We start from the raw sequence: 20,743 nt of genomic DNA, 5'->3' as shown, positions 1-20,743 counted from the left end.
ATGTCCAAGTCCGAGGAGGTGGCATGGGTACCGTTCTGTTCCGCAGGCCCGCACGGCAGGCCGGGCCGCAGGTTCCCCGTGGGGAGCTGCTGCTCGAGTCGCCGCCCGATCTTCCGGAGCCGACCCCGAAGGGTCTCGGCCAGATCCTGATGATCTTGCCGATGCTCGCCGGCATGGGCGCGATGATGTTCATGTACGCCGGCCGCGGCGGCGGCAACTCCGCCATGCCGTGGATCACCGGCGGCCTGTTCGGCATCTCGATGCTCGGCATGGGCATGAGCCAGTTCACCAGCGGCAGCGGTGAGAAGAAGGCCGAACTCAACCACGCCCGGCGCGACTACATGCGCTACCTGACCCAGATGCGCAAGCGGGCGCGCAAGGCCAGCTCCCAGCAGCGCGAGGCGCTCCAGTGGCGGCAGCCCGAGCCCGACTCGCTGTGGTCGATCGCGGCGTCCTCGCGCCGGTGGGAGCGCCGCGCCCCGGACAACGACTTCGGCGAGACGCGGGTGGCGGTGGGCCCGCAGAAGCTCGCGATCCAGCTCATCACGCCCGAGACGAAACCCGTCGAGGACCTCGAACCCATGAGCGCCATCGCGCTCCGCCGGTTCGTCCGGACCCACTCGACCGTGAACGACGTGCCGATGGCGCTGTCGATCCGCTCGTTCAGCCGGCTGGTGTTCCGGGGCGAGCGCGCCGTGTCCACCGACCTCGTCCGGTCGATGCTGTGCCAGCTGGCCACGTTCCAGTCGCCCGAGGACCTGCAGATCGCCATCGTGACCAACGCGCAGCGGGTCGCCGAGTGGTCCTGGGTCAAGTGGCTCCCGCACTCGCTGTACGAGCCGCAGACCGACGCCGCCGGCCCGCTCCGCATGGTGTTCAGCAGCCTGGAGGAGCTGGAGGAGCTGCTCGGCGACCAGGTCTCCGGCCGACCCCGGCACGCGCCCGACCAGAAGCCGAACATGACGCAGCCGCACCTGGTGGTCGTGCTCGACGGCGGCGACTCCTCCCCGAACTGCCACCTCGCCGGCCAGGGCCTGCAGGGCACCACCGTGCTGGACCTGTCCGGCTTCACCCCCCGGCACGGCTGGGCCGGCCTGCTGCCCCTGGACGTCACGTCCACCTCGGTGCAGGGCGTGCGCGGCGACCGGGTCATCCCGCTCGGCACCCCCGACCGGATGACCCTGGAGCAGGCGGAGGGCCTGGCCCGCCAGCTCGCGCCGTACCGGCTGTCGTTCCAGTCCACCGGGGGCGGCGGCGAGGAGGCGCTCAACGTGGCGACCGAGCTGCCCGAGCTGCTGGGCGTGTCCGACGCGGCCAAGGTCGACCCGCGCAAGAGCTGGCACCCCCGGCCCAACCGCGAGAAGCTCCGGATCCCGCTCGGCGTCGGCCCCGACGGCATCCCCGTCGACCTGGACATCAAGGAGGCCGCGCAGGAGGGCATGGGCCCGCACGGCCTGATCATCGGCGCCACCGGTTCGGGTAAGTCGGAGCTGCTCCGCACGATCGTGGCCGCGCTGGCGATCAACCACTCGTCCGAGGAGGTCAACTTCGTCCTCGTCGACTTCAAGGGTGGTGCGACGTTCGCCTCGCTGGACGTGCTGCCGCACACCAGCGCCGTGATCACCAACCTGTCCGACGAGCTGCCGATGGTCGACCGCATGCAGGACGCCATCGCCGGTGAGATGACCCGGCGCCAGGAGCTGCTGCGCTCGGCGGGCAACTACGTCTCCCGCTACGAGTACGAGAAGGCGCGCCTCGCCGGCGAACCGCTGGCCCCGCTGCCCAGCCTGTTGATGATCTGCGACGAGTTCTCCGAGATGCTCGTCGCCAAGCCCGACTTCATCGACCTGTTCGTCCAGATCGGACGGATCGGCCGGTCGATCGGCGTGCACCTCCTGCTGGCCTCCCAGCGGCTGGAGGAGGGCAAGCTGCGCGGCCTGGACACGTACCTGTCGTACCGGATCGGTCTGCGGACCTTCTCGGCCGTGGAGTCCCGGATCGTCCTCGGCGTCAACGACGCGTACGAGCTGCCCAACGCCCCCGGCCACGGCTACCTGAAGTCCGACACGACGACGATGCACCGCTTCCGGGGCGCGTACGTGTCGGGCGCGTACCGGCCGACCGGCATCCAGGCCAAGTCGCACACCCTGCTCCAGCGCCGGATCGTGCCCTACGACGTGGCGTACGTGCCGATCCCCGAGGCGCCCGCGGACCTGCCCGTCGAGGTCGAGGAGGCGGAGGCGCACGGCAAGGAGACCTCCATGCTCGACGTGATCGTGGACAAGCTGCGCGGCCAGGGCCCGCCCGCCCACCAGGTGTGGCTGCCCCCGCTGTCGGAGCCGCCGACGATCGCCGAACTGCTCCCGCCGCTGGTCACCGACCCGCACCGCGGCCTGACCCCCGCCAACTGGAGCGGGGCCGGCCGGCTCGCGGTCCCGGTCGGCATCGTGGACAAGCCGTTCGAGCAGCGCCGCGACCCGATGTACCTGGAACTGGACGGCGCGGGCGGCCACGTCGTGATCGTGGGCGGCCCGCAGTCCGGCAAGTCCACGATGCTCCGTTCCCTGCTCACCTCGCTGGCCCTGACGCACACCCCGCGCGAGGCGCAGTTCTACTGCATCGACTTCGGCGGCGGCACGCTGATGGCCCTGCGGGACCTGCCGCATGTCGGCGGGGTGTCCACCCGGATGGACATCGACGGCATCCGCCGGACGATCTCCGAGGTCACGTCGCTCCTCGACGCGCGCGAGGCCCGGTTCACGGCCCTCGGGATCGACTCCATGGCGACGTACCGGCGGCGGCGGAACGCGGGCGAGTTCGCCGACGACCCGTTCGGCGACGTGTTCCTCGTCGTGGACGGCTGGGGCGCCTTCAAGCAGGAGTACGAGAACTTCGAGCAGACCTTCGCCAACCTGTGCAACCGGGGCCTCGGCTTCGGCGTGCACGTGGTGCTCGCCGCGACCCGGTGGGCCGAGGTGCGGATGTCGATGCGCGACCTGTTCGGCACGAAGGTCGAGCTGCGGCTCGGCGACCCGGGCGAGTCCGAGCTCGACCGCCGGGCCGCGATGAACGTGCCCGAGCGTTCGCCCGGTCGCGGTGTGACGAAGTCGAAGCTGCACTTCCTCACCGCGATCCCCCGGATGGACGGGGTCAAGATCGTCGACGACCTCTCCGAGGGGGTCGCCGCCCTGGTCAGCAACATCCGGGGCGCGTGGCCCGGCGCCCCGGCCCCGAAGGTCCGGCTGCTGCCGGAGCGGCTGCACATCTCCGAGCTGCCGAAGGTCACGGCCAAGGAGGGCATCCCGATCGGCATCAACGAGACGGCGCTCGCCCCGGTGCTGCTCGACATGGAGACGGAGCCGCACCTGATCGTGTTCGGGGACGCCGAGTGCGGCAAGAGCAGCCTGTTGCGGCTGATCGGGCAGACGGTCACGGAGCAGTACACGCCGGACCAGGCCCGGTTGATCGTCGCCGACTACCGGCGGGCGCTCCTCGGCCAGTTCAACCCCGACCACCTTCTGGGGTACGCGCCGTCCGGCCAGGCCTTCTCCGACATCCTCGGCTCGGTCCGGGCCGCGATGGTCGACCGGATGCCCGGCCCGGACGTCACGCCGCAGCAGTTGCGCGACCGCAGCTGGTGGTACGGCCCCGACGTGTTCGTCCTCGTCGACGACTACGACCTGGTGGCCGGTTCGGCGGGCAACCCGCTGACCGCCCTCTCGGAGTACCTGCCGCAGGCCCGCGACCTGGGGCTGCACCTCATCATCACCCGCCGGATGGGCGGCGCGAGCCGCGCGCTGTACGACCCGGTGATCCAGCGGCTCCGCGAGCTGGACTGCCCGGGTCTGCTGATGTCCGGCAACCGGGACGAGGGCGCGATCTTCGGCAACCTCAAGCCGAGCCCGCTGCCGCCGGGCCGGGGCACGCTGGTGCGCCGCCGCGACGGGGCGAACCTCATCCAGCTGGCCTGGTCGGAACCGTCTTAGTGGGTGGGGCCCGCTGGGGGCGACGATGCGCGCGTCGTCGCCCCCAGCGGGCCCAGAACGGCTACGCCCGGACGAAGGTCGACACGGTGCCGGTGTCGAAGGACCGGTTGTCGACCAGTGCGAAGTGGTTCGGCGCGAACGGGGCGCCGAACATCGGGATCCCCGAGCCGGCCACGATCGGGTACCGCTTGACGATCAGCTCGTCGATCTCGCCGAGCAGCTGGCCGGCCAGGTTCCCGCCGCCGCACAGGTAGATGCCCCGCCCGTCGCGCTCCTTGAGCCCCCGGACGAACGCCACCGGGTCGCCCGCGACGATCTCCACGCCCGGATCGGTCGAGGTCAGCGTCCGGGAGAACACGTACTGCGCGAGGTGCGCGTACGGGCTGGGGTTGCCCGCAGCCAGGGCCGGCTCGTAGCTGCCGCGCCCCATCAGTACCGTGTCGAACTTCTCGTTGGGCGCGTCGGCCACCCCCACGAAGCCGCGGACCTGGGTCGGGATCACCTCGGGGTACTCCGCGATCATCGCCGTCATGAGGTCGCCCTCCAACGGGAAGAAGTCGAACCGCCCGTCGGGGTCCGCGATGTACCCGTCGATGGTCGCGCCGACATAATAGGTCAGTTTTCGCATGATTTTCTCCTGTTCCCGATCCTGCCGGTCTACCATCCCCGGGCACCCGGACGCCAGAGCGACGCGGCCCCACCCACGGCTCGCTACCCTGGGAGGCATGAGTGGTGGCGTTCCTGACCGGCTGTGGCTGGTCGAGTCGTTGCTGAACTCCGTCGAGATCTACCAGTCCGGCGCGGACGAACTTCGCGATCTCGGAACTTTCCGACAGTGGCTGGCCGCGCACGCCCCGCTGGCCGCCGACCGGGGCCGCCCCGACACCGCCGCCCGCCTGGCCGCCGAGCCGTCCGAGGCCAACCTGGACCTGGCCCGCCGGCTGCGGACCGAGCTGCGCGCCGAGGCCGTCACCCACCACCGGGGCGGCACGGCCCGCGACCAGACCGGCCTGCGCGCCGTCGCCGCCGAGCTGCCCCTCGTGGCCCAGCTCCCCCACCTCGTGCCGGCGGGGCACGGCACCCGGGCCGCGCTCGCCGAGGTGCTGGCCGATATCGTGCAGTCCGGCCCGGAATGGCACCGGGTGAAGATCTGCCCGGCCGACGACTGCCAGTGGGCCTACTACGACGCGTCCAAGAACTCGTCGCGCCGCTGGTGCTCGATGGAGCTCTGCGGCAACCGGAACAAGACCAAGAAGTACCGACAACGACAGGCCGCACATGCCCCAGCCACTGACTGACGCCCTCGACGAGCTGCGCGGGCAGCTCACCGACCCGGAACGGCTCGTCCGGGCGGTGGCGGCGGGCAAGCGCCGGTCCGGTACCCCCCAATGGGTCCGTGCCGAACTGCGGCCCGTCACCCTCAAGGGGGTCCGGCGGCTCCAGGTCGTGGTGACGTCCGACCGGCCGCACACCCGCAACGTGGACTTCACCGACCCGGTGGTCGCGGAACTGCTCGCGGAACCGTTCGGCAACTGGCACGTGGAGACGGTGTCGGAGACGATCCAGCTCCGGGTCACGAAGAAGGGCGAGGCCCAGGTGTCCCGGCACGCCGCCGCGCACACGGCCGTGACCAGCCACGACCGGGCCAAGGAGCACCTGCTCGCCCCCGACGACCCGATCTACCGGCTGATCGGCGGGAACGCGGCCAAGCGCCGGCAGGTGGACGCGTTCCTCCGGGCGCTCGACGCGACCCTGGGCCGCCGGCCGGCCGGGTCCGGGAACGCGACCAACCGGCTGGCCCCCGACGCGGCATCCGGCGACCCATCGACCCCGGCCACCGACGGCGACTCCCCGCACCCGTCCGCCGGCGACTCCGCGGCCCCGACCGCCGGCGCCGCGGAGCTGGCCCCGGGCACCCCCGGCCGCCTGTTGCGGATCGTGGACCTGGGCTGCGGCAACGCGTACCTGACGTTCGCCGCCTACCGCTACCTCACCTCCCAGGGCATCGACGCCGAACTCATCGGCGTGGACGTGCGCGCCGACCAGCGGGACCGCAACACCGCCCTCGCCGAGGAGCTGGGCTGGGCGGACAAGGTCCGGTTCGTGGCCGGCACGATCCTGGAGGCCCCGGTCGAGTCGGCCGACGTGGTCCTCGCGCTGCACGCCTGCGACACGGCCAGCGACGAGGCCCTGGCCCGCGCGGTCGGCTGGGGCGCGGAGCACATCCTGGTCGCCCCGTGCTGCCACCACGACATCGCCGCCCAGCTGAAGAAGCACCCGTCGCCGCTGGTCGGGCAGCCGATCCTGCGGGAACGGTTCGCGGACGTGCTCACCGACAGCCTGCGCGCGCTGATCCTCCGCCAGCACGGCTACCGGGTCGAGGTCACCGAGTTCGTCGACTCCGCGCACACCCCGCGCAACCTGCTGCTCCGGGCGACCCGGACGGGCACGGTCTCGGGCGGGACGGAGTTCGCGGCCCTGGTGGACGAGTGGCACGTGGCCCCGCACCTGGGCACCCTGCTCACCACCTGACCGACCAGCCGCCCGGAGCCGCCGCCGAGGCACGGTGACACAAGGGCGCGGTCGGCAAGATCCAAGGACAGTTCGCGACGGGTACCGGTGCGGGGCACCGGAATCCGCCGCCGCCCGGCCGTGTCACAGCCATGTCGTACCGTGTCGCCATGCCTCCCTACGTGCTGCTCGTGCCCACACCGGACGGTGAACGTTCCGCGCTCCTCGACCGCGCCGGCCGACTGCTGCGCGCCCCCGACCTGCTGACCGTCTGGGCCTACGACGAGGACGGCGCGGGCAACTGGACCGCCGTGGCCCAGGCCCTCGACGGCCGCTGGGGCTACCTGGACGCGGCCGGCCGGTGGCTGGTCGAACCCACCCTGCTCGCGGCGCAACGGATGTCGCCCGACGGCCTGGCCCGGTTCCGCGCGGAGTCCGGCTGGGGCTTCGTGGACCGGACCGGCCGGGTGGTCGTGGAGCCCGTGCACGACGCGGTCGGCGGGTTCTACGAGGGCCTGGCGTCGGTGGAGGACGGGGGCCGGGTGCGGTTCGTGGACACCACGGGGGCAACCGCCATCGAGGGCCCGTTCGCGCAGGTCGGAGCGTTCTCCGGGGGGCTGGCCAGCGCGCGGTGGGTGCCGGACGGGCCGATCGGGTTCGTGGACCGGTCCGGCGCGACGGTCATCGGGCCGACGTTCGACCGGGTGCGGCCGTTCTCGGCGGACGGCGCGGCGGCCCCGGCCCGGACGGGCAAGTACTGGGGCCTGATCGACCGGTCCGGCGGCTGGCTGATCGAGCCCCGGTTCCCGACGCTGAACGCCTTCAACGAGGACGGCCTGGCCTACTTCGCCGAGCCGTATCCGAAGTCTTCGAACCCCCAGCCGCAGGGCTACCTCGACTCCGCCGGAAAGGTCGTGGCGACCGGCGACCGGCACCTGGCGGAGGAGATGGCCTGCGGGCTGGCCCGGACGAGCCCACTCCCCGGGCTGGGCTTCGTGGGCCGGTCCGCCATCAAGGGCCCGTTCACCTGGGCGACCGACTTCCACCGGTCGGGGGCGGCGATCGTGCTGCGCGGGGACGAGTGGGGCGTGCTGCGCGCCGACGGGGAGTACCTGCCGTCCGGGATGCGCGAACCCGCCTCGGACTGGGACGGCATGGTGATCGGCTACGGCCACGGCCAGGGCATCGCGCCGTTCCTGTCCTGGGACGCCTCCTGGGTGTACCTGGACACCCACGCCCGCCCCGTCGCCCGGTACGAGGTGGCCGACGGGCGGGCCCGGCTCACCGGTCCGGACGGCGGCGAGCTGTGGGCCTCGGGGCCGGACGGGGGCGAGTTCCGCCGGCTGACCCCGGACCTGGCCCTGGGACCGGAGGAGATGCGCGACTCCCGGGAGGACGTGGTGGCCGCCGCCGAGCGGATGCTCGCCGCCGAACCGGTGCCGTACCGGCCGTGTTCGCTGGTCTTCGGCGGTTGGCGGGACCCGATGGACCTGGACTTCCACCCGGACTACGACGACGGGGACGAGGTGACCTGGCTGGGCGGCATCGTCGTCCTGGCCAGCGACCACGTCAACGACGAGGCGAGCAGCACGTACCCGTTCCTGGAGGACCAGTACGAGGAGGTGTTCCGGGGGCTGTTCGCCGACTGGGACCGCCGGCTCGTCGAACGGTTCGGTCCACCGACCGGGGAGTACGCGCCGCTGGCCTGCGGACTCCCGGACGGCTGTCGGGTGTGGACGTTCGACGCCGGCAAGCTGGTGCTGGAGTGGCACCGGGACACCGGGGACGGGAACTTCGAGAACCAGATCTGGCTGGCCTGGGTCACCGGCACAGAGCCGTCCCGGTCAGGCGGCGAGGAGTAGAGCGGGCCGTCAGGACCCCGCGCGGGGCCGGCTCCGTGGTCCGGGGCCCCGCGCGGGCAGGCTCCGTGGCCCGGGGGCCCCGCGTGGGCGTACCTCGCGGGGCCGGCGCGGTGGGCAGTGCCTCCGGAACCCGGGCCGGCTCCCACCGTAACTAGATGATGTTCTGGTTTGTGGGGGTGAAGCGGAACAGGCGCAGGCTGTTGCTCACCACCAGCACGCTGGACAGCGCCATCGCCGCCGCCGCGACGACCGGCGTGACCAGGCCCGCGACCGCCATCGGCAGCGCGACCAGGTTGTAGGAGAACGCCCAGAACAGGTTGCCCTGGATGGTGCGCAGCGTGCTCCGGGACAGCCGCAGCGCGTCGCCCACCACCCGCAGGTCGCCCCGCACCAGGGTCAGGTCGGCGGCGGCGATGGCCGCGTCGGTGCCGGTGCCCATCGCGATGCCCAGGTCGGCCTGGGCGAGGGCGGCGGCGTCGTTGACCCCGTCGCCGACCATCGCGACGACCTTGCCGTCCGCCTGGAGCCGTTTCACCTCGGCGACCTTGTCGGCGGGCATCACCTCGGCGATGACGGTGTCGATGCCGACCTCGGCGGCGACCTTCTCGGCGGTGCTCCGGGCGTCGCCGGTGAGCAGGACGGGGGTGAGGCCGAGGGCGCGCAGCTCGGCGACGGCCCGCGCGGAGGTGTCCTTGACCCGGTCCTCGACGGTGATCGTGCCCCGCACGGCGTTGTCCCAGGCGACGAGGATGCCGTCGGCCCCGGTGGGGATGCCGTGGTCGCGCAGGAGGGCGGCGCGGCCGACCAGGACCCGGCGACCGTCCACTGTGCCCATCGCGCCGAGGCCGGGGAGGGCCTGGAAGTCGGTGACCGGCTCCAGGAGGGTGCCACCCGCCGGCACGACGCCGCCGGCCCGCGCACCGCTCGCCGCCGCGCCGTCAGCACGGCCGCCCCCCGCCGCGCCGTCAGCACGGCCGCCCGCCGCAGCCGAGGCACCGGCGCCCGGGTCGCCGCCCACCCGGACCGCCCCCGCACCCGCCGCCGCCGCGATCGCCCGCGCGATCGGATGCTCGGCGGCATGCTCGACCGCCCCCGCGTACCGCAGCGTGTCCGGATGCCCCGTCACCGAGGTCACCACCATCTGCCCGGTCGTGACCGTGCCCGTCTTGTCCAGCAGCACGGTGTCGACCCGCCGGGTGGACTCCAGGATCTCCGGCCCCCGGATCAGGATGCCCAGCTGCGCGCCCCGCCCGGTGCCGACCAGCAGCGCGGTCGGCGTCGCCAGGCCCAGCGCACAGGGGCACGCGATGATCAGGACGGCCACGGCGGCGGTGAACGCGCCGGTCAGGCCGTTCCCGGTGCCCCACCAGAAGCCCAGGGTCGCGGTGGCGAGCAGCAGGACGACGGGGACGAACACGGCCGCCACCCGGTCCGCGAGCCGCTGCACGGGCGCCTTGCCGCTCTGCGCGTCCTCGACCATCCGGCTGAGCTGCGCGAGCTGGGTGTCGGCCCCGACCCGGCTGGCCCGCACGACGATCCGCCCGCCGACGTTGACCGTGGCCCCGATGACGGCGTCCCCCGGCCCGACCTCGACGGGGACGGACTCCCCGGTCACGGCGCTGTTGTCGACGGCGCTGCCGCCCTCGGTGACCGTGCCGTCGGTGGCGATCTTCTCCCCGGGCCGCACGACGAACAGGTCACCGACCTTGAGGAGCTCGATCGGCACGGTCGACCCGTCGACAAGCGTCGCCTCCTTGGCCCCCAGTTCGGCGAGGGCCCGCAGCGCGACGCCAGCCTTGCGCTTGGCGCGGTGCTCGAAGTACCGGCCGGCGAGGAGGAACGTGGTCAGCGCGGCCCCGACCTCCAGGTAGATGTGGTGCTCGTTGGACGCCGAGGCTCCCGGCCAGCCCATGGCCATCTTCATGCCCGCGACGCCGGCCCCGCCGAGGAACAGCGCCCACAGGCTCCACGCGTAGGAGGCGACGACGCCGACCGAGATCAGGGTGTCCATCGTGGCCGCCGCGTGCCGCAGGTTGACGAACGCGGCCCGGTGGAACGGCCACGCGCCCCAGGTGACGACCGGGGTGGCCAGGGTGAGGGCGGCCCACTGCCAGTAGGTGAACTGGGCGGCCGGCACCATGGACAGGATCAGCACAGGAAGAGTCAGAAGAGCGGAACCGATCAGACGGGTACGCCCGTCGTCCGGCCGTTCCTCCGCCCTCTCCTCCCGGACCGGCGCGGGCGGGCTCGCCGTGTACCCCGTCGCCTCCACCGTCGCGACCAGCTCCGCCACCGTCACCGGCTCGGCGTAGCTCACCTTCGCGGTCTCGGTCGCGTAGTTGACCAGCGCGGTCACGCCCGGCATCCGGTTGAGCTTCTTCTCGATCCGGGCCGCGCACGCCGCGCAGGTCATGCCGCCGATGTCGAGCCGCACCTCGGCCATCTCAGACCACCACGGTGAACTCGGCGGTCCGCACCGTGCCACCGACCTGGTAGTCGAGGAACGCCCGGTACCGGCCCGGACCCGGCGCGGTGAACCAGAACTTGATCGCGCCGCCGGACAGCTCCGCCTCGGGATGCGCGTGCACGTACCCCACGTCGCCCTCGCGGACGATGATCAGGTGCCCGTACGCGCCCAGGTAGCGCTCCAGGTTCGTCACCGGCGACCCGGCCGTGAACACCCGGAACAGCAGCGGCTGACTGGCGCCGATCCGGGGCGTCCCCTCGTACGTCACGTCGAACCCGCCCACCTTCGCCTCGCGGGCGGCGGCGGGCAACGGGGTCGGCTGGTACGTCCCGGGCACGGTGAGATCCGCCCCCAGTACCAGTGGAGTGAGGTTGGTCGTGAAGTCCGCGAACATCCGGTAACTTCCGGGCTCGCGCAACGTCAGCGGCAGCTCCCACGTCCCGTCGGCGCGCATCGTCGGGTGCACGTGCTGGTAGCCCGACAGGTCGCGCCGCACCACGATCATGTGCAGCCGCTGCTCGTGCACCTGCGCGAACTCGGTCACCACCTTGCCGCCCGGCCCGACGACGGTGAACGTGAACGGCGCGCTCTCCCCCGCGACCAGCTCGGCCCGCCCGGGCACCAGCGTGTACCCCTGGGCGCTGATCGCCAGCCCCGTCGCGTCCCCGGTGCCCGTCGCGCCGTGGTCGTGCCCGTCCCCCGACGCGGTGGTGCCCGCACCGTGGGCGTGCGCCGACGGGTTCGACGGCACGTTGGTGGGCCCCGCGACCTTGCCGATCAGGAAGCCGGACACCAGCGCGACACTCAGGCCGCCGATGAAGACGCCGAGCCGGACGGGCGGACTGCTGGTCATGACAGCTCGTATCCGGCCTCGTCGACAGCGGCCCGGACCACGTCGAGCTCGAGCGGCCCCGCGCTGGTCACGGTGACGGCCTTGCTCCCCAGGTCAACGGTCACATTGCTCACGCCCGGCAGCTTGGTCAGCTCGGCGCTCACCGCGGAGACGCAGTGGCCACAGGTCATACCGGCAACGGTGTAGGTCGTATCCATGGCCTCACCGTACCCCCGGGGGGTATCTTTCTCCAAGTCGAGTGTCCGAGTTGCCCATATTGTGGAGTTTTCCTATCCTCAGGTGTCTAGTTCATCACCTTCTGGGAGTACTGAATGCGGACAGCAGTCCACGTCACCAGCTCCCTGCGGCCCACCGGGCCGCGCGCCCAGCCCGGGCCGGCTGCCTACCAGAGCGCCGCGCCCGGGTCCGTTGCCTGCCAGCGCGCGGCCGGGTCACGGTCTCTTCTCGGCTGGCTCTCACTCGCCCTGATCCCCCTGGTCCTGCTGCCCGCCCTCCCCGCCGGCACGGCCCTCGCCGACCCGCCCGCGGTCACCGACCAGCAACTCGACCAGACCCTGCAACAACTAGAGATCATCATCGAGAAGTACGACCTGGCCCGCGAGCAACTCAAGGCCACCCGCGCCCAGACCGCCGCCCTCGACACCCAACTGACCCCCCTCCGCACCCGGGTCGCCACCCTGAACACCGAGGTCGGCCGGCTCGCCTCGGCCCTCTACCAGGGCGGCTCCATCAGTACCGCCAACGCGTTCGTCAACACCACCTCCCCCGAGGACCTCGCCGAAAAGCTCGCCATCGTCGACCACCTCGCCCACCGCAACCGCCGCCAGATCGACGCCCTCAACGCCGCCAAGGCCGGCCTCGAAACCCAGAAGAAGGCCCTCGACGCCTCCCTCCAACAACAGACCCGCGCCGAACGCGAGATCGCCACGAAGAAGGCGCACATCGAACAACAACTGACCGCCTTCACGGCCGCCCGCTGGGGCCTGGGCCGCCTGGAGACGCGCGACTCCTACGTCCCGCCGTTCAAGCTGGGGCGGGGCGGGGCGGCGGTCCAGTACGCGTACGGCGCGATCGGTACCCCCTATGTGTTCGGGGCTGAAGGCCCTGGGGCCTACGACTGCTCCGGGTTGACGATGGCGGCGTGGCGGGCCGCAGGGGTCTCGCTCCCCCACAGCGCGGAGCTCCAGCGCCAGGTGACCGACCCGGTGCCGGCATCCGAACTACGCCCCGGCGACCTGGTCTTCTACTACCCGGACGTGCACCACGTGGGCGTGTACGCCGGCGCCGGGCGGGTGATCCACGCGCCGCAACCGGGGCAGCGGATCACGATGGCACCCATGAACCAGATGCCTGTGCACAGCTTCGGGCGGCCCCGGGTGCGGGGGGCGTCGGCGGGGTGAGAGGGTTCGCTAGACTCTCAGGGCCGCCCTCGTAGCTCAGGGGATAGAGCATCGGTTTCCTAAACCGTGTGTCGCAGGTTCGATTCCTGCCGGGGGCACCTCACACACCAGCCAGAACCCCTGTTCACCAGCGCGAACGTTGGTCAATCGGGGTTCTTCTACATGCAGCCGCATGCCACTCGGAGCCGCAGTTTTTCAGCGGTCGCGGAAAGTACGTGGAATGACCTTTGGGACGTTTTCCCAGGTCGCGAAGGCCACGCGGAACGTCTGTGAAATGCGGAAGGACCCCGGAGCCGTCCCGGGGTCCCACGCCACCTTGCCGCCCAGCCTTCAAGGCCCTTCGCGATCTTCGCCATGACCGCAGCTTCCCCATCGTCGAGGCACTTCTCGTACACGGCGAGCAGTACTTCTTCCGAGTTGCCGCCCAAGTCCGTCCGGCGGCAAGCCGCCGAAGTACCGACGGCGGCCACGCCCTCACAGTGCCAGAAGCCACCGCGGGGCACTCAGCGAGAGCACGCGCGGCCCGACTGGAATATGCCTGGTGCGGTGCCGGGCGTCGGGGCTAGCGTCGGGCACCATGACCCTTCTCCGTGATCGGCCGCCCTTCGACGCCGACGAGCGCACTTCCCTCACAGGCTGGTACGACATGCAGCGTGCCCTCGTGCGCTACAAGTGCGAGGGCCTATCCGAGGTGGACGCGCACCGCTCTGTGCTCCCGGCCTCCCCGCTCATGACTGCGGCCGGCCTGGTTTCACACCTGCGCTGGACCGAGCACCTCTGGTTCGAGGTGCTGTTCCTGGGCAGCCCCGCCGACTCTCCATGGTTCGACGAGCGCGAGGAGGACCTCAGTTTCAAGACCGACGGCCGCCCGCTGGCCGTGCTGCTCGACGAGTACGAGCATGCCTGCGCACGATCGAACGAGATCCTTGCGGCGCACTCGCTGGACGAGTCCGGGCGCCGGCCCGAGATCACGTGGGGCGGTCAGGCCAACCTGCGCTGGATGGTCATCCACATGATCGAGGAGACGGCCCGGCACGTGGGCCACCTCGACATCATCCGCGAGATCCTCGACGGCGAGACCGGCTACTACTGAGCTCAGAACCGGACGCCCACCATGATGAGCATCGGGCGACACCGACACCGACACCGACTCGGACGACGGCAAGCTGTCCGATTGCCGAAAGAGCAACGGTATGTCCTCGCCTGACGGGCAGGCTCCAGGATGGACCCGGGGTCCGTGGGTACTTTGCAAAGAGTTTGTGGTTCCGGTTCGGGTCGGGTCCATCCCGTCAGGCCCGAACCGTCTGGAGATGCTCCCAGTCGGTTCGTGCAGGGCGGGAAGAGGCACACCCGTGGCGCCTATGGGAACCACGTCGACCAGCCCTAGCTATCGCTGGGCTCGCTGCTCGCCCACAAGGGCCGCTAGTTGCTCCACCGTGAGCCAGTCATCGGCCTTGCGATGGATCATGCGGTGACAGTTGGAGCAGATGAGCGCGAGGTCTTCGATCCGAGTCCTGGTCGGCCCGCTGACGGACAGCGGCGTTCGATGGTGACACTCGATGTAGTCCTCGCCACGGGGCCCGTACGTCAGGCGGAAGTCGAAGCCACACACCTCACAAGCGATGGCCTGTCCCTGGCGCTTGGCGGCCGCGAGCTTGGCGGACTTCAGTTTGGGGTCGCGTTCGCGCCGCAGGTGGAGTCGCTGTAGCACCCGGCCCTCGTCGGCCGAGTGCCCTTCCAGGTCCGGATCCGCGACTGGTGGCCTCTCGGCCTTCTCGCCCGCTTCGATCTCGGCGCGCAGGGCGTCGGCGTACGCGCGCATCTCCTCCGGCTGTGCCATGAACTCGAGTAGGACTTCCTCGTCGAGCCTGTTGCCATGGGTCGGGGCCCCGGTATAGCTGGGGTGGCGGGTCGCGATGTCGGACGTCTTGCGCGCGACTCCCGCAGGATTGCGGAATCGGTCGCCGCGCGCCGCGACCGGGTGGATGGCGGCTGTCTGCAACAGGTCGGACAGCTCCGACACGCGAGGGTCGTTGACGCCGACGAGTTTCCAGTCGTTGGCCACTACCAGATCGCAGGCCAGCACGATCTCGTCGCGCGTCCAGTCAGGGTTGCGGATCTGCCGCACGACGAAACCAAGGTTCCGCAGCAACGTCGCCACGGACTTGTCGCCGCCGGTGAAGTCGCCGGACCTGAGCGGAACACCCTGGCTCACGCCGTGGGCATATCCGACGATCGCCTTGGAGTCGTACCGCTGACCGTCGTGCTCGATGAAGTACTCGCGGGCAGTCCCGAAACCGGCCGAGGCCAGGAACTCCTCCCGGCCCACACGGTCGAACTCGGCGAGAGCTGCCAACACATCCGGGCGGGTCACTTCGGCTAGCGTCACACCACCTACCCTAGGGCGAACTAGCGGAAAGTACTGCCCCCTGAACGCTCAGAAGAGGTCAGCTCGGCCAGCCGGTGGGGTTCATGCAGGACTCGCGGGAGATGCCGGAGTTGGTTTCCGGGAAGTCGCCGAAGCGCTTGCGGTGCAGGTGCGCGAAGAAGTAGCACATGCTCTCGCACTCGGCGTCCATCACCGCCATCTCCGGATCACGCGCCACGGCCTCGTAGAAGTCCCGGCCGAGGGCGACGATGAACCCGCGCGCGTACAGGAAGCCGTCGTCGGAGCCGTCGGTCACTTCCTGGATGTCGGCGCGGTCGATGTCGTACAGCTTGCGCTCCAGGACACGGTCGAGGTCGGTCAGCTCGGCGCCCGACAGGCTCTCGGAGTCGGCGGCCAGGTTCTCCAGGAGGCCGTCGAGCGCGCCGTCGAGGAGCATGACGTCCACCTCGGAGCCGGGCTCGCGCACCGCCAGGGCGCGTCGCGCCGCGTTGACCTGGGGGTCGAGGCGCGCCCAGGCGGACTCGACCAGCGCCCAGAACCGGGCCTCGTGTTCGGCGGTGGGCAGCTGCGGGGTGTCCGTACCAGTCATTCCGCGATCGTAGCCACGGTCTCTGACAATTTCGTGACAGGCGGTCGGGCCCGGAGAGCCACGTCACCGGATCGGTGGGACGCGGGGCGCCCCGGTGGCAGGCTAGCCTCGCGGCATGGATGCCCTGGAGCTCAGAAAGGCCGCGGAGGCCGGCGACACCGAGGCGATGGTCGCGCTCGCCGACCTGATCGGCGCGGAGGACCCGGAAGACCCGGAAGCCCTCGACTGGTACGGACGCGCCGCCGCCGCCGGTTCGGTCGACGGCATGTACGCCTTCGGCGTCGTCCTCCGCTGCGAAGGTGACGAGGAGCAGGCCGAGCCGTGGCTGCGCCGGGCCGCCGCGACGGGGCACACCGACGCGATGGTGGAGATCGGGCACATCTTCGACCATCTCGACGAGCGGGAACAGGCCATGGAGTGGTACCAGCGCGCGGCCGACGCGGGCAACGCCGACGGCGCGTCCAACCTCGCGGCCCTGGCCACGCTTCGGCACCCCAGGCCGGCGGTCCCCCGCGACCCCGGACACACGCCAGCGTCCTGAGCAGCCCCGGCGCTGAGCGCCTCGCGGCCCGAGCAGCCCCGGCGCTGAGCGCCTCGCGGCCCGAGCCGTCCCGGACTAGGTGGTCGCGGGCGCCTCGTGGCCACTCGCGCCGATGACCCGCGCCACGCGGTCGGGCAGTGGGTACGCCGGCTCCTCCGGTAGGAGGGCGGTGGCGGCCGGGGCGTCGCCGGCCAGTACCCGTCGATGGATCTGGGTTGTCAGGGCTGTGACGTCCCTGATGTCGACCGTCCACTCGTCGATGTAGCGGGTCACGGCCTCGCCGCTCAGGCCGACCTGGAGGGAGCGGTGCGGCAGCGGGGCGAGGTTCAGGGCGCGTTCCGGGTCCCACTGGATCCGCACCGGGCTCGCGCGCAGCTGGCGGGTCCAGTCCTCCCGGCTCGGGTGGTGGTCGCGGTCGAAGTGGCTGAGGCAGGAGTGCTCCAGGGCCCATTCGAAGCCGGCGCGGGAGATCTCGATGGCGAGTACGCGTTCCTGGCCTGGCTTCGTGGCCCAGCCGCAGCGGTACATCATCCAGAGGAACGACGGCTTGATCCAGGTCATGCGCTCGCGTTTGAAGGGGGCGACGAAGCGGCCGGCGGCGAGGGCGGGCTCGGCGATCTCCGGCGGGTACGCCTGGTAGACCGTGATCGTGTCGGGGGTGTGGCGGGCCCGGATCTGTCGGGCGGGAAAGTTCACCAGGTCATCGTGTGGGCGAATGTCCAGGGCCGCCAGCGGATTTCCCCGGCGCGCCGCCTCCGTGGCGGGCTCATCGGTCACGGTTCCAACGGATCGAGCACGTCGCGGCGTGGTGCTGGGCCTCACTCGGGCGAGCACATGGCCGAGCCCGGGAACGCGACCGCGCTGCGGTTCATCCCTCGACGTAGGCCACGTGGCGGTCCTGGTCCGTCCGACCCTGACCGCATAGACCATCATCTGGGTACGGGTGCTCCTAGTCGGTCGCCGCTCGGCTGTCCTGGGCGGCGAGCTGGTCGCGGGCCGACATCAGGGCGACGCCCAGCAGGTTGAGCCCGCGCCACCGGGTCGGGTCGGCCGCGCGGGGGTCGTCGGCGGCCAGTCCGATGCCCCAGATCCGGTCGAGGGGGCTGGCCTCGACGAGGACGCGGTTGCGCGTACCCAGGAGATAGGTTTTCAGGGCCGGGTGCTGGCCGAACTTGGCCACGTTGCCGGCCACCACGATCTCCAGGCGGTGCGCCTCCCAGGTCGCCTGGTCGAAGCCGCGCACCTGCCGGCCGAGGGCCTTCACCGCGCCCGGGCCGCCGGCGTCGAGGATCCGGGCGGCGGTCTCGGTGTCGCCGAACAGGCGGGCCTTGCCGGCCATCATGAAGTGTTCGGCGGTGCCGTAGCGGACGCCGTCGACGGTGAACGGGGCCGGCCACCACTGGCTGAGGCAGCCGGGGCCGACGCTGCCGTCGGGCTGGGGGCGGTGTCCCCAGAAGAACAGATACTTCATACCCATGCGGGTCAGCGTGCCAGAGGCCGGCGCGCCCGACGAATGAGTTCCGGGCGTGGGCGGCTCGCTACAGACACCCCACTGCCCGGGCCCAGTCAACTCGGTTCAGCGCAGGTGGGCGCGCTCGTCCACCAGGCGGGTCGGTTCGCCGAGGAAGGTGTCCGCAGGGACCGGGCCGTGCGCGAGGTTCAGGGTGTCCGCCTGGTAGCTCCACCCGCCGCAGCAGTGCGAGAACCGGTAGTTGATCCGCCAGCGCAGCCATTCGCCCCGGGCCAGCAGGACGCGACCCGGCCGCCACTCCCGGCGCGGCACGCCCTGCGTGGTACCGAACCCGATGCTCAGCAGGCCGTCCTTCTCCCTGATCCACAGACCGGCCAGGTCCGTCGGTGTGGGTCGCCGGTGCTCGGAGACCGGCGCGAAGTCGTCCCGTTCGTGCAGGGTCACCTCGTGCAGGAGCGGGGCGACCGCCAGCGGCAGCGGGTAGCCGGGCGGGGTCGAGTTGCGCCGGGTGGCCGCGGCCCCGCCCCGGGACGCCTTGGTCCAGGATGTGCGGATCCATTGCGCGACCGTCTCCATGCCGCCGATCCTGGCGCACGGCCCGATGCCCGGCAACCGGATTGCGGCAGCCCGACGTCCGCTGCGGACCTGGACCGGAATCCGCCAGCCGTCAACGGCGCACGACCGGAAGGTAAGACACCGCCCGTCGAAACCAGCCCGGCGTGACACCCGGCCCGCCATCCCGCCCGGCCCCGGCCAGCGCCCACTCCGGCACCGGCACCGGCACCGGCACCGGCACCGGCCCGCAACGACCGAAACCCGCCCGCCGCCCCCACTCAGCCCGCAAGCGTGTCCAGAATCCCCTGCCCATACTTGGCCAGCTTGTTCTCGCCGACGCCGCTGATCGTGCCGAGCGCCCCCAACGTGGTCGGCTGTTCCGTGGCGATCTGGCGGAGGGTGGCGTCGTGGAAGATGACGTACGCGGGGACGCCCTGTTCCTTGGCCTGGGCCGCCCGCCACGCCCGGAGCGCCTCGAACACGGGCACCGCCTCGGGGGCCAGGTCGACGACGGCGGCCGCGGACTTGGCGGACTTGGACGAGCGGGAGGCGCGTTCGGGTTCGCGGCGGAGCATGACGGGGCGGCGGGACTTGAGGACGTCGTCGCTGGACTCGGTCAGGACCAGGGTGCCGTAGTCGCCCTCGACGGCGAGCAGGCTCTGGGCGAGGAGCTGGCGGACGACGCCGCGCCACTCGGTGTCCTTGAGTTCGGTGCCGATGCCGAAGACCTTGAGGGAGTCGTGGTCGTGTTGGACCACCTTGTCGGTGCGCTTGCCGAGCAGGATGTCGATGGACTGGCCGGCGCCGAACTTCTGGTTGCGTTCGTTGCGGAGCCGGTAGACGGTGGAGAGGAGTTTCTGGGCGGGCACGGTGCCGTCCCAGGACTCGGGCGGGTTGAGGCAGGTGTCGCAGTTGCCGCAGGGGTCGCTCTGCTGGCCGAAGTAGGCGAGGAGCTGGACGCGGCGGCACTGGACCGTCTCGCACAGGGCGAGCATCGCGTCGAGGTGGGTGCCGAGGCGGCGGCGGTGGGCGGCGTCGCCCTCGGAGGTCTCGATCATCTTGCGCTGCTGGACGACGTCCTGGAGCCCGTAGGCGAGCCAGGCGGTGGAGGGTAGGCCGTCGCGGCCGGCGCGGCCGGTCTCCTGGTAGTACCCCTCTACGGATTTGGGCAGGTCGAGGTGGGCGACGAAGCGGACGTCGGGTTTGTCGATGCCCATGCCGAAGGCGATGGTGGCGACCATGACCAGGCCGTCCTCGCGGAGGAAGCGGGACTGGTTGGCGGCGCGGATCCGGGAGTCGAGGCCGGCGTGGTACGGCAGGGCGGGGATGCCGTTGGCGACCAGGAACTCGGCGGTCTTCTCGACGGAGGCACGGGACAGGCAGTAGACGATGCCGGCGTCGCCGGGGTGCTCGGCGCGGAGCAGGTCGAGGAGCTGCTTCTTGGGGTCGTTCTTGGGCGCGATCCGGTACTGGATGTTGGGGCGGTCGAAGCTCGCCACGAAGTGCCGGGCGTCGCCCAACTGGAGGCGGGTCGCAATCTCCGTGTGGGTGGCCTCGGTGGCCGTGGCGGTGAGCGCGATCCGGGGCACGTCCGGCCAGCGCTCGTGCAGCATGGACAGCGCGAGGTAGTCGGGGCGGAAGTCGTGGCCCCACTGGGCGACACAGTGCGCCTCGTCGATGGCGAACAGGGAGATCTTTCCCCGGTCGAGGAGTTGGACCGTGGTGTCGACCCGGAGCCGCTCGGGGGCCAGGTAGAGCAGGTCGAGTTCGCCGGCGAGGAAGTCCTTCTCGACCCGGCGGCGGGACTCGGCGTCCTGGGTGGAGTTGAGGAACCCGGCACGCACGCCGAGCGCGGTCAGGGCGTCGACCTGGTCCTGCATGAGGGCGATCAGCGGCGAGACGACGACGCCGACGCCCTCGCGGACCAGCGCGGGGATCTGGTAGCAGAGGGACTTGCCGCCGCCGGTCGGCATGAGGACGAGCGCGTCGCCGCCGGCCACCACCTGGTCGATGATCGCCTGCTGGTTGCCCCGGAAGGCGTCGTAGCCGAAGACCCGGTGCAGAACCTTCAGAGCGTCTTCTTGGGTACTGGTGGCAGCCATTCGTCGATTCTACGGTG

The 20,743-nt window shown here is 71.4% G+C and carries 17 protein-coding genes and 1 tRNA gene; 8 read left to right on the top strand and 10 right to left on the bottom strand.

Translation table 11 applies throughout. The features are described from left to right. Positions 1 to 23 precede the first annotated feature (23 nt). Positions 24 to 3,986 (top strand): type VII secretion protein EccCa, encoded by a 3,963-nt coding sequence (gene eccCa, locus AB0M43_RS17135; protein ID WP_363725579.1) that lies wholly within the window; start codon positions 24 to 26, stop codon positions 3,984 to 3,986. Positions 3,987 to 4,047: 61 nt separating this feature from the next. Here eccCa and AB0M43_RS17130 read toward each other — a convergent pair whose 3' ends face one another. Continuing rightward, a complete protein-coding gene (locus AB0M43_RS17130) occupies positions 4,048 to 4,614 on the bottom strand; it encodes a dihydrofolate reductase family protein (protein WP_363725577.1) in 567 nt (188 codons plus the stop codon). Positions 4,615 to 4,711: 97 nt separating this feature from the next. Between AB0M43_RS17130 and AB0M43_RS17125 the strand changes: the two genes are divergently transcribed. From AB0M43_RS17125 to AB0M43_RS17115, 3 genes are all read left to right on the top strand, one after another. After that, positions 4,712 to 5,284 (top strand): CGNR zinc finger domain-containing protein, encoded by a 573-nt coding sequence (locus AB0M43_RS17125; RefSeq protein WP_363725575.1) that lies wholly within the window; start codon positions 4,712 to 4,714, stop codon positions 5,282 to 5,284. After that, complete coding sequence (locus tag AB0M43_RS17120; protein WP_363725573.1) at positions 5,265 to 6,518, top strand: SAM-dependent methyltransferase; 1,254 nt, start codon at positions 5,265 to 5,267, stop codon at positions 6,516 to 6,518. The genes AB0M43_RS17125 and AB0M43_RS17120 overlap by 20 nt, the downstream gene beginning before the upstream one ends. A 149-nt stretch (positions 6,519 to 6,667) precedes the next feature. Beyond that, entirely contained in the window at positions 6,668 to 8,359 is a 1,692-nt protein-coding gene (locus AB0M43_RS17115; RefSeq protein ID WP_363725571.1) for a WG repeat-containing protein, read from the top strand. 151 nt (positions 8,360 to 8,510) lie between these two features. Here AB0M43_RS17115 and AB0M43_RS17110 read toward each other — a convergent pair whose 3' ends face one another. Genes AB0M43_RS17110 through AB0M43_RS17100 form a run of 3 tightly spaced genes read right to left on the bottom strand, consistent with a single transcriptional unit; the run spans position 8,511 to position 11,876 of the window. Then, on the bottom strand, positions 8,511 to 10,802 hold the full coding sequence (locus AB0M43_RS17110; protein ID WP_363725570.1) for a heavy metal translocating P-type ATPase: 2,292 nt from the start codon (positions 10,800 to 10,802) through the stop codon (positions 8,511 to 8,513). 1 nt (position 10,803) lies between these two features. Then, entirely contained in the window at positions 10,804 to 11,679 is an 876-nt protein-coding gene (locus tag AB0M43_RS17105; protein WP_363725568.1) for a hypothetical protein, read from the bottom strand. Next, on the bottom strand, positions 11,676 to 11,876 hold the full coding sequence (locus tag AB0M43_RS17100) for a cation transporter (protein WP_363725566.1): 201 nt from the start codon (positions 11,874 to 11,876) through the stop codon (positions 11,676 to 11,678). Before AB0M43_RS17100 ends, AB0M43_RS17105 begins: the two co-directional genes overlap by 4 nt. 114 nt (positions 11,877 to 11,990) lie before the next feature. On the opposite strand from AB0M43_RS17100, the gene AB0M43_RS17095 reads away from it, so the two are divergent. The 3 genes from AB0M43_RS17095 (at position 11,991) to AB0M43_RS17085 (ending at position 14,172) form a co-directional block, all read left to right on the top strand. Next, positions 11,991 to 13,079, top strand: coding sequence for an NlpC/P60 family protein (locus AB0M43_RS17095; protein WP_363725564.1), 1,089 nt, complete (start codon positions 11,991 to 11,993; stop codon positions 13,077 to 13,079). Positions 13,080 to 13,104: 25 nt separating this feature from the next. Next, positions 13,105 to 13,177, top strand: a tRNA-Arg gene (locus AB0M43_RS17090). Positions 13,178 to 13,656: 479 nt separating this feature from the next. Then, positions 13,657 to 14,172: a DinB family protein gene (locus tag AB0M43_RS17085; RefSeq protein ID WP_363725562.1), complete on the top strand. Its 516-nt coding sequence runs from the start codon at positions 13,657 to 13,659 to the stop codon at positions 14,170 to 14,172. 294 nt (positions 14,173 to 14,466) lie between these two features. Here AB0M43_RS17085 and AB0M43_RS17080 read toward each other — a convergent pair whose 3' ends face one another. Together AB0M43_RS17080 and AB0M43_RS17075 are read right to left on the bottom strand one after the other, a co-directional pair. Continuing rightward, positions 14,467 to 15,468, bottom strand: coding sequence for an HNH endonuclease (locus tag AB0M43_RS17080; protein WP_363725560.1), 1,002 nt, complete (start codon positions 15,466 to 15,468; stop codon positions 14,467 to 14,469). A gap of 58 nt (positions 15,469 to 15,526) precedes the next feature. After that, positions 15,527 to 16,057 carry a DUF4240 domain-containing protein gene (locus AB0M43_RS17075; protein WP_363725558.1) on the bottom strand — a complete coding sequence of 177 codons (531 nt, stop codon included), beginning with the start codon at positions 16,055 to 16,057 and terminating at the stop codon, positions 15,527 to 15,529. A 115-nt stretch (positions 16,058 to 16,172) separates the two neighbouring features. Here AB0M43_RS17075 and AB0M43_RS17070 point away from each other — a divergent pair, with 115 nt between their 5' ends. Continuing rightward, a complete protein-coding gene (locus tag AB0M43_RS17070; RefSeq protein ID WP_363725556.1) occupies positions 16,173 to 16,598 on the top strand; it encodes a hypothetical protein in 426 nt (141 codons plus the stop codon). A 75-nt stretch (positions 16,599 to 16,673) separates the two neighbouring features. Here the strand turns inward: AB0M43_RS17070 and AB0M43_RS17065 are convergent, their stop codons facing one another. From AB0M43_RS17065 to recQ, 4 genes are all read right to left on the bottom strand, one after another. Then, complete coding sequence (locus AB0M43_RS17065) at positions 16,674 to 17,294, bottom strand: DUF4291 domain-containing protein (RefSeq protein WP_363725788.1); 621 nt, start codon at positions 17,292 to 17,294, stop codon at positions 16,674 to 16,676. 253 nt (positions 17,295 to 17,547) lie between these two features. Further along, positions 17,548 to 18,075: an NADAR family protein gene (locus tag AB0M43_RS17060; RefSeq protein WP_363725554.1), complete on the bottom strand. Its 528-nt coding sequence runs from the start codon at positions 18,073 to 18,075 to the stop codon at positions 17,548 to 17,550. A gap of 99 nt (positions 18,076 to 18,174) precedes the next feature. After that, on the bottom strand, positions 18,175 to 18,645 hold the full coding sequence (locus tag AB0M43_RS17055; RefSeq protein WP_363725552.1) for a hypothetical protein: 471 nt from the start codon (positions 18,643 to 18,645) through the stop codon (positions 18,175 to 18,177). Between the two features lie 257 nt (positions 18,646 to 18,902). Further along, positions 18,903 to 20,726, bottom strand: coding sequence for a DNA helicase RecQ (gene recQ / locus AB0M43_RS17050; RefSeq protein WP_363725550.1), 1,824 nt, complete (start codon positions 20,724 to 20,726; stop codon positions 18,903 to 18,905). Between the last annotated feature and the right edge of the window lie 17 nt (positions 20,727 to 20,743).

The sequence above is a fragment of the Longispora sp. NPDC051575 genome (assembly GCF_040681875.1).
In the GTDB taxonomy this organism is placed as follows: domain Bacteria; phylum Actinomycetota; class Actinomycetes; order Mycobacteriales; family Micromonosporaceae; genus Longispora.
Note: the sequence above shows the minus strand (reverse complement) of the source record. Positions and strands in the feature narration are given on the sequence as shown.

Excerpts from the sequence above, each read along its gene's own strand:
- AB0M43_RS17100 (WP_363725566.1), bottom strand. The coding sequence starts at position 11,876 with ATGGATACGACCTACACCGTTGCCGGTATGACCTGTGGCCACTGCGTC.
- AB0M43_RS17060 (WP_363725554.1), bottom strand. The coding sequence starts at position 18,075 with ATGGGTATGAAGTATCTGTTCTTCTGGGGACACCGCCCCCAGCCCGAC.
- AB0M43_RS17130 (WP_363725577.1), bottom strand. The coding sequence starts at position 4,614 with ATGCGAAAACTGACCTATTATGTCGGCGCGACCATCGACGGGTACATC.
- AB0M43_RS17125 (WP_363725575.1), top strand. The coding sequence starts at position 4,712 with ATGAGTGGTGGCGTTCCTGACCGGCTGTGGCTGGTCGAGTCGTTGCTG.
- AB0M43_RS17110 (WP_363725570.1), bottom strand. The coding sequence starts at position 10,802 with ATGGCCGAGGTGCGGCTCGACATCGGCGGCATGACCTGCGCGGCGTGC.
- eccCa (WP_363725579.1), top strand. The coding sequence starts at position 24 with ATGGGTACCGTTCTGTTCCGCAGGCCCGCACGGCAGGCCGGGCCGCAG.
- AB0M43_RS17115 (WP_363725571.1), top strand. The coding sequence starts at position 6,668 with ATGCCTCCCTACGTGCTGCTCGTGCCCACACCGGACGGTGAACGTTCC.
- AB0M43_RS17095 (WP_363725564.1), top strand. The coding sequence starts at position 11,991 with ATGCGGACAGCAGTCCACGTCACCAGCTCCCTGCGGCCCACCGGGCCG.
- AB0M43_RS17075 (WP_363725558.1), bottom strand. The coding sequence starts at position 16,057 with ATGACTGGTACGGACACCCCGCAGCTGCCCACCGCCGAACACGAGGCC.
- AB0M43_RS17085 (WP_363725562.1), top strand. The coding sequence starts at position 13,657 with ATGACCCTTCTCCGTGATCGGCCGCCCTTCGACGCCGACGAGCGCACT.
- AB0M43_RS17105 (WP_363725568.1), bottom strand. The coding sequence starts at position 11,679 with ATGACCAGCAGTCCGCCCGTCCGGCTCGGCGTCTTCATCGGCGGCCTG.
- AB0M43_RS17120 (WP_363725573.1), top strand. The coding sequence starts at position 5,265 with ATGCCCCAGCCACTGACTGACGCCCTCGACGAGCTGCGCGGGCAGCTC.
- AB0M43_RS17070 (WP_363725556.1), top strand. The coding sequence starts at position 16,173 with ATGGATGCCCTGGAGCTCAGAAAGGCCGCGGAGGCCGGCGACACCGAG.
- recQ (WP_363725550.1), bottom strand. The coding sequence starts at position 20,726 with ATGGCTGCCACCAGTACCCAAGAAGACGCTCTGAAGGTTCTGCACCGG.
- AB0M43_RS17055 (WP_363725552.1), bottom strand. The coding sequence starts at position 18,645 with ATGGAGACGGTCGCGCAATGGATCCGCACATCCTGGACCAAGGCGTCC.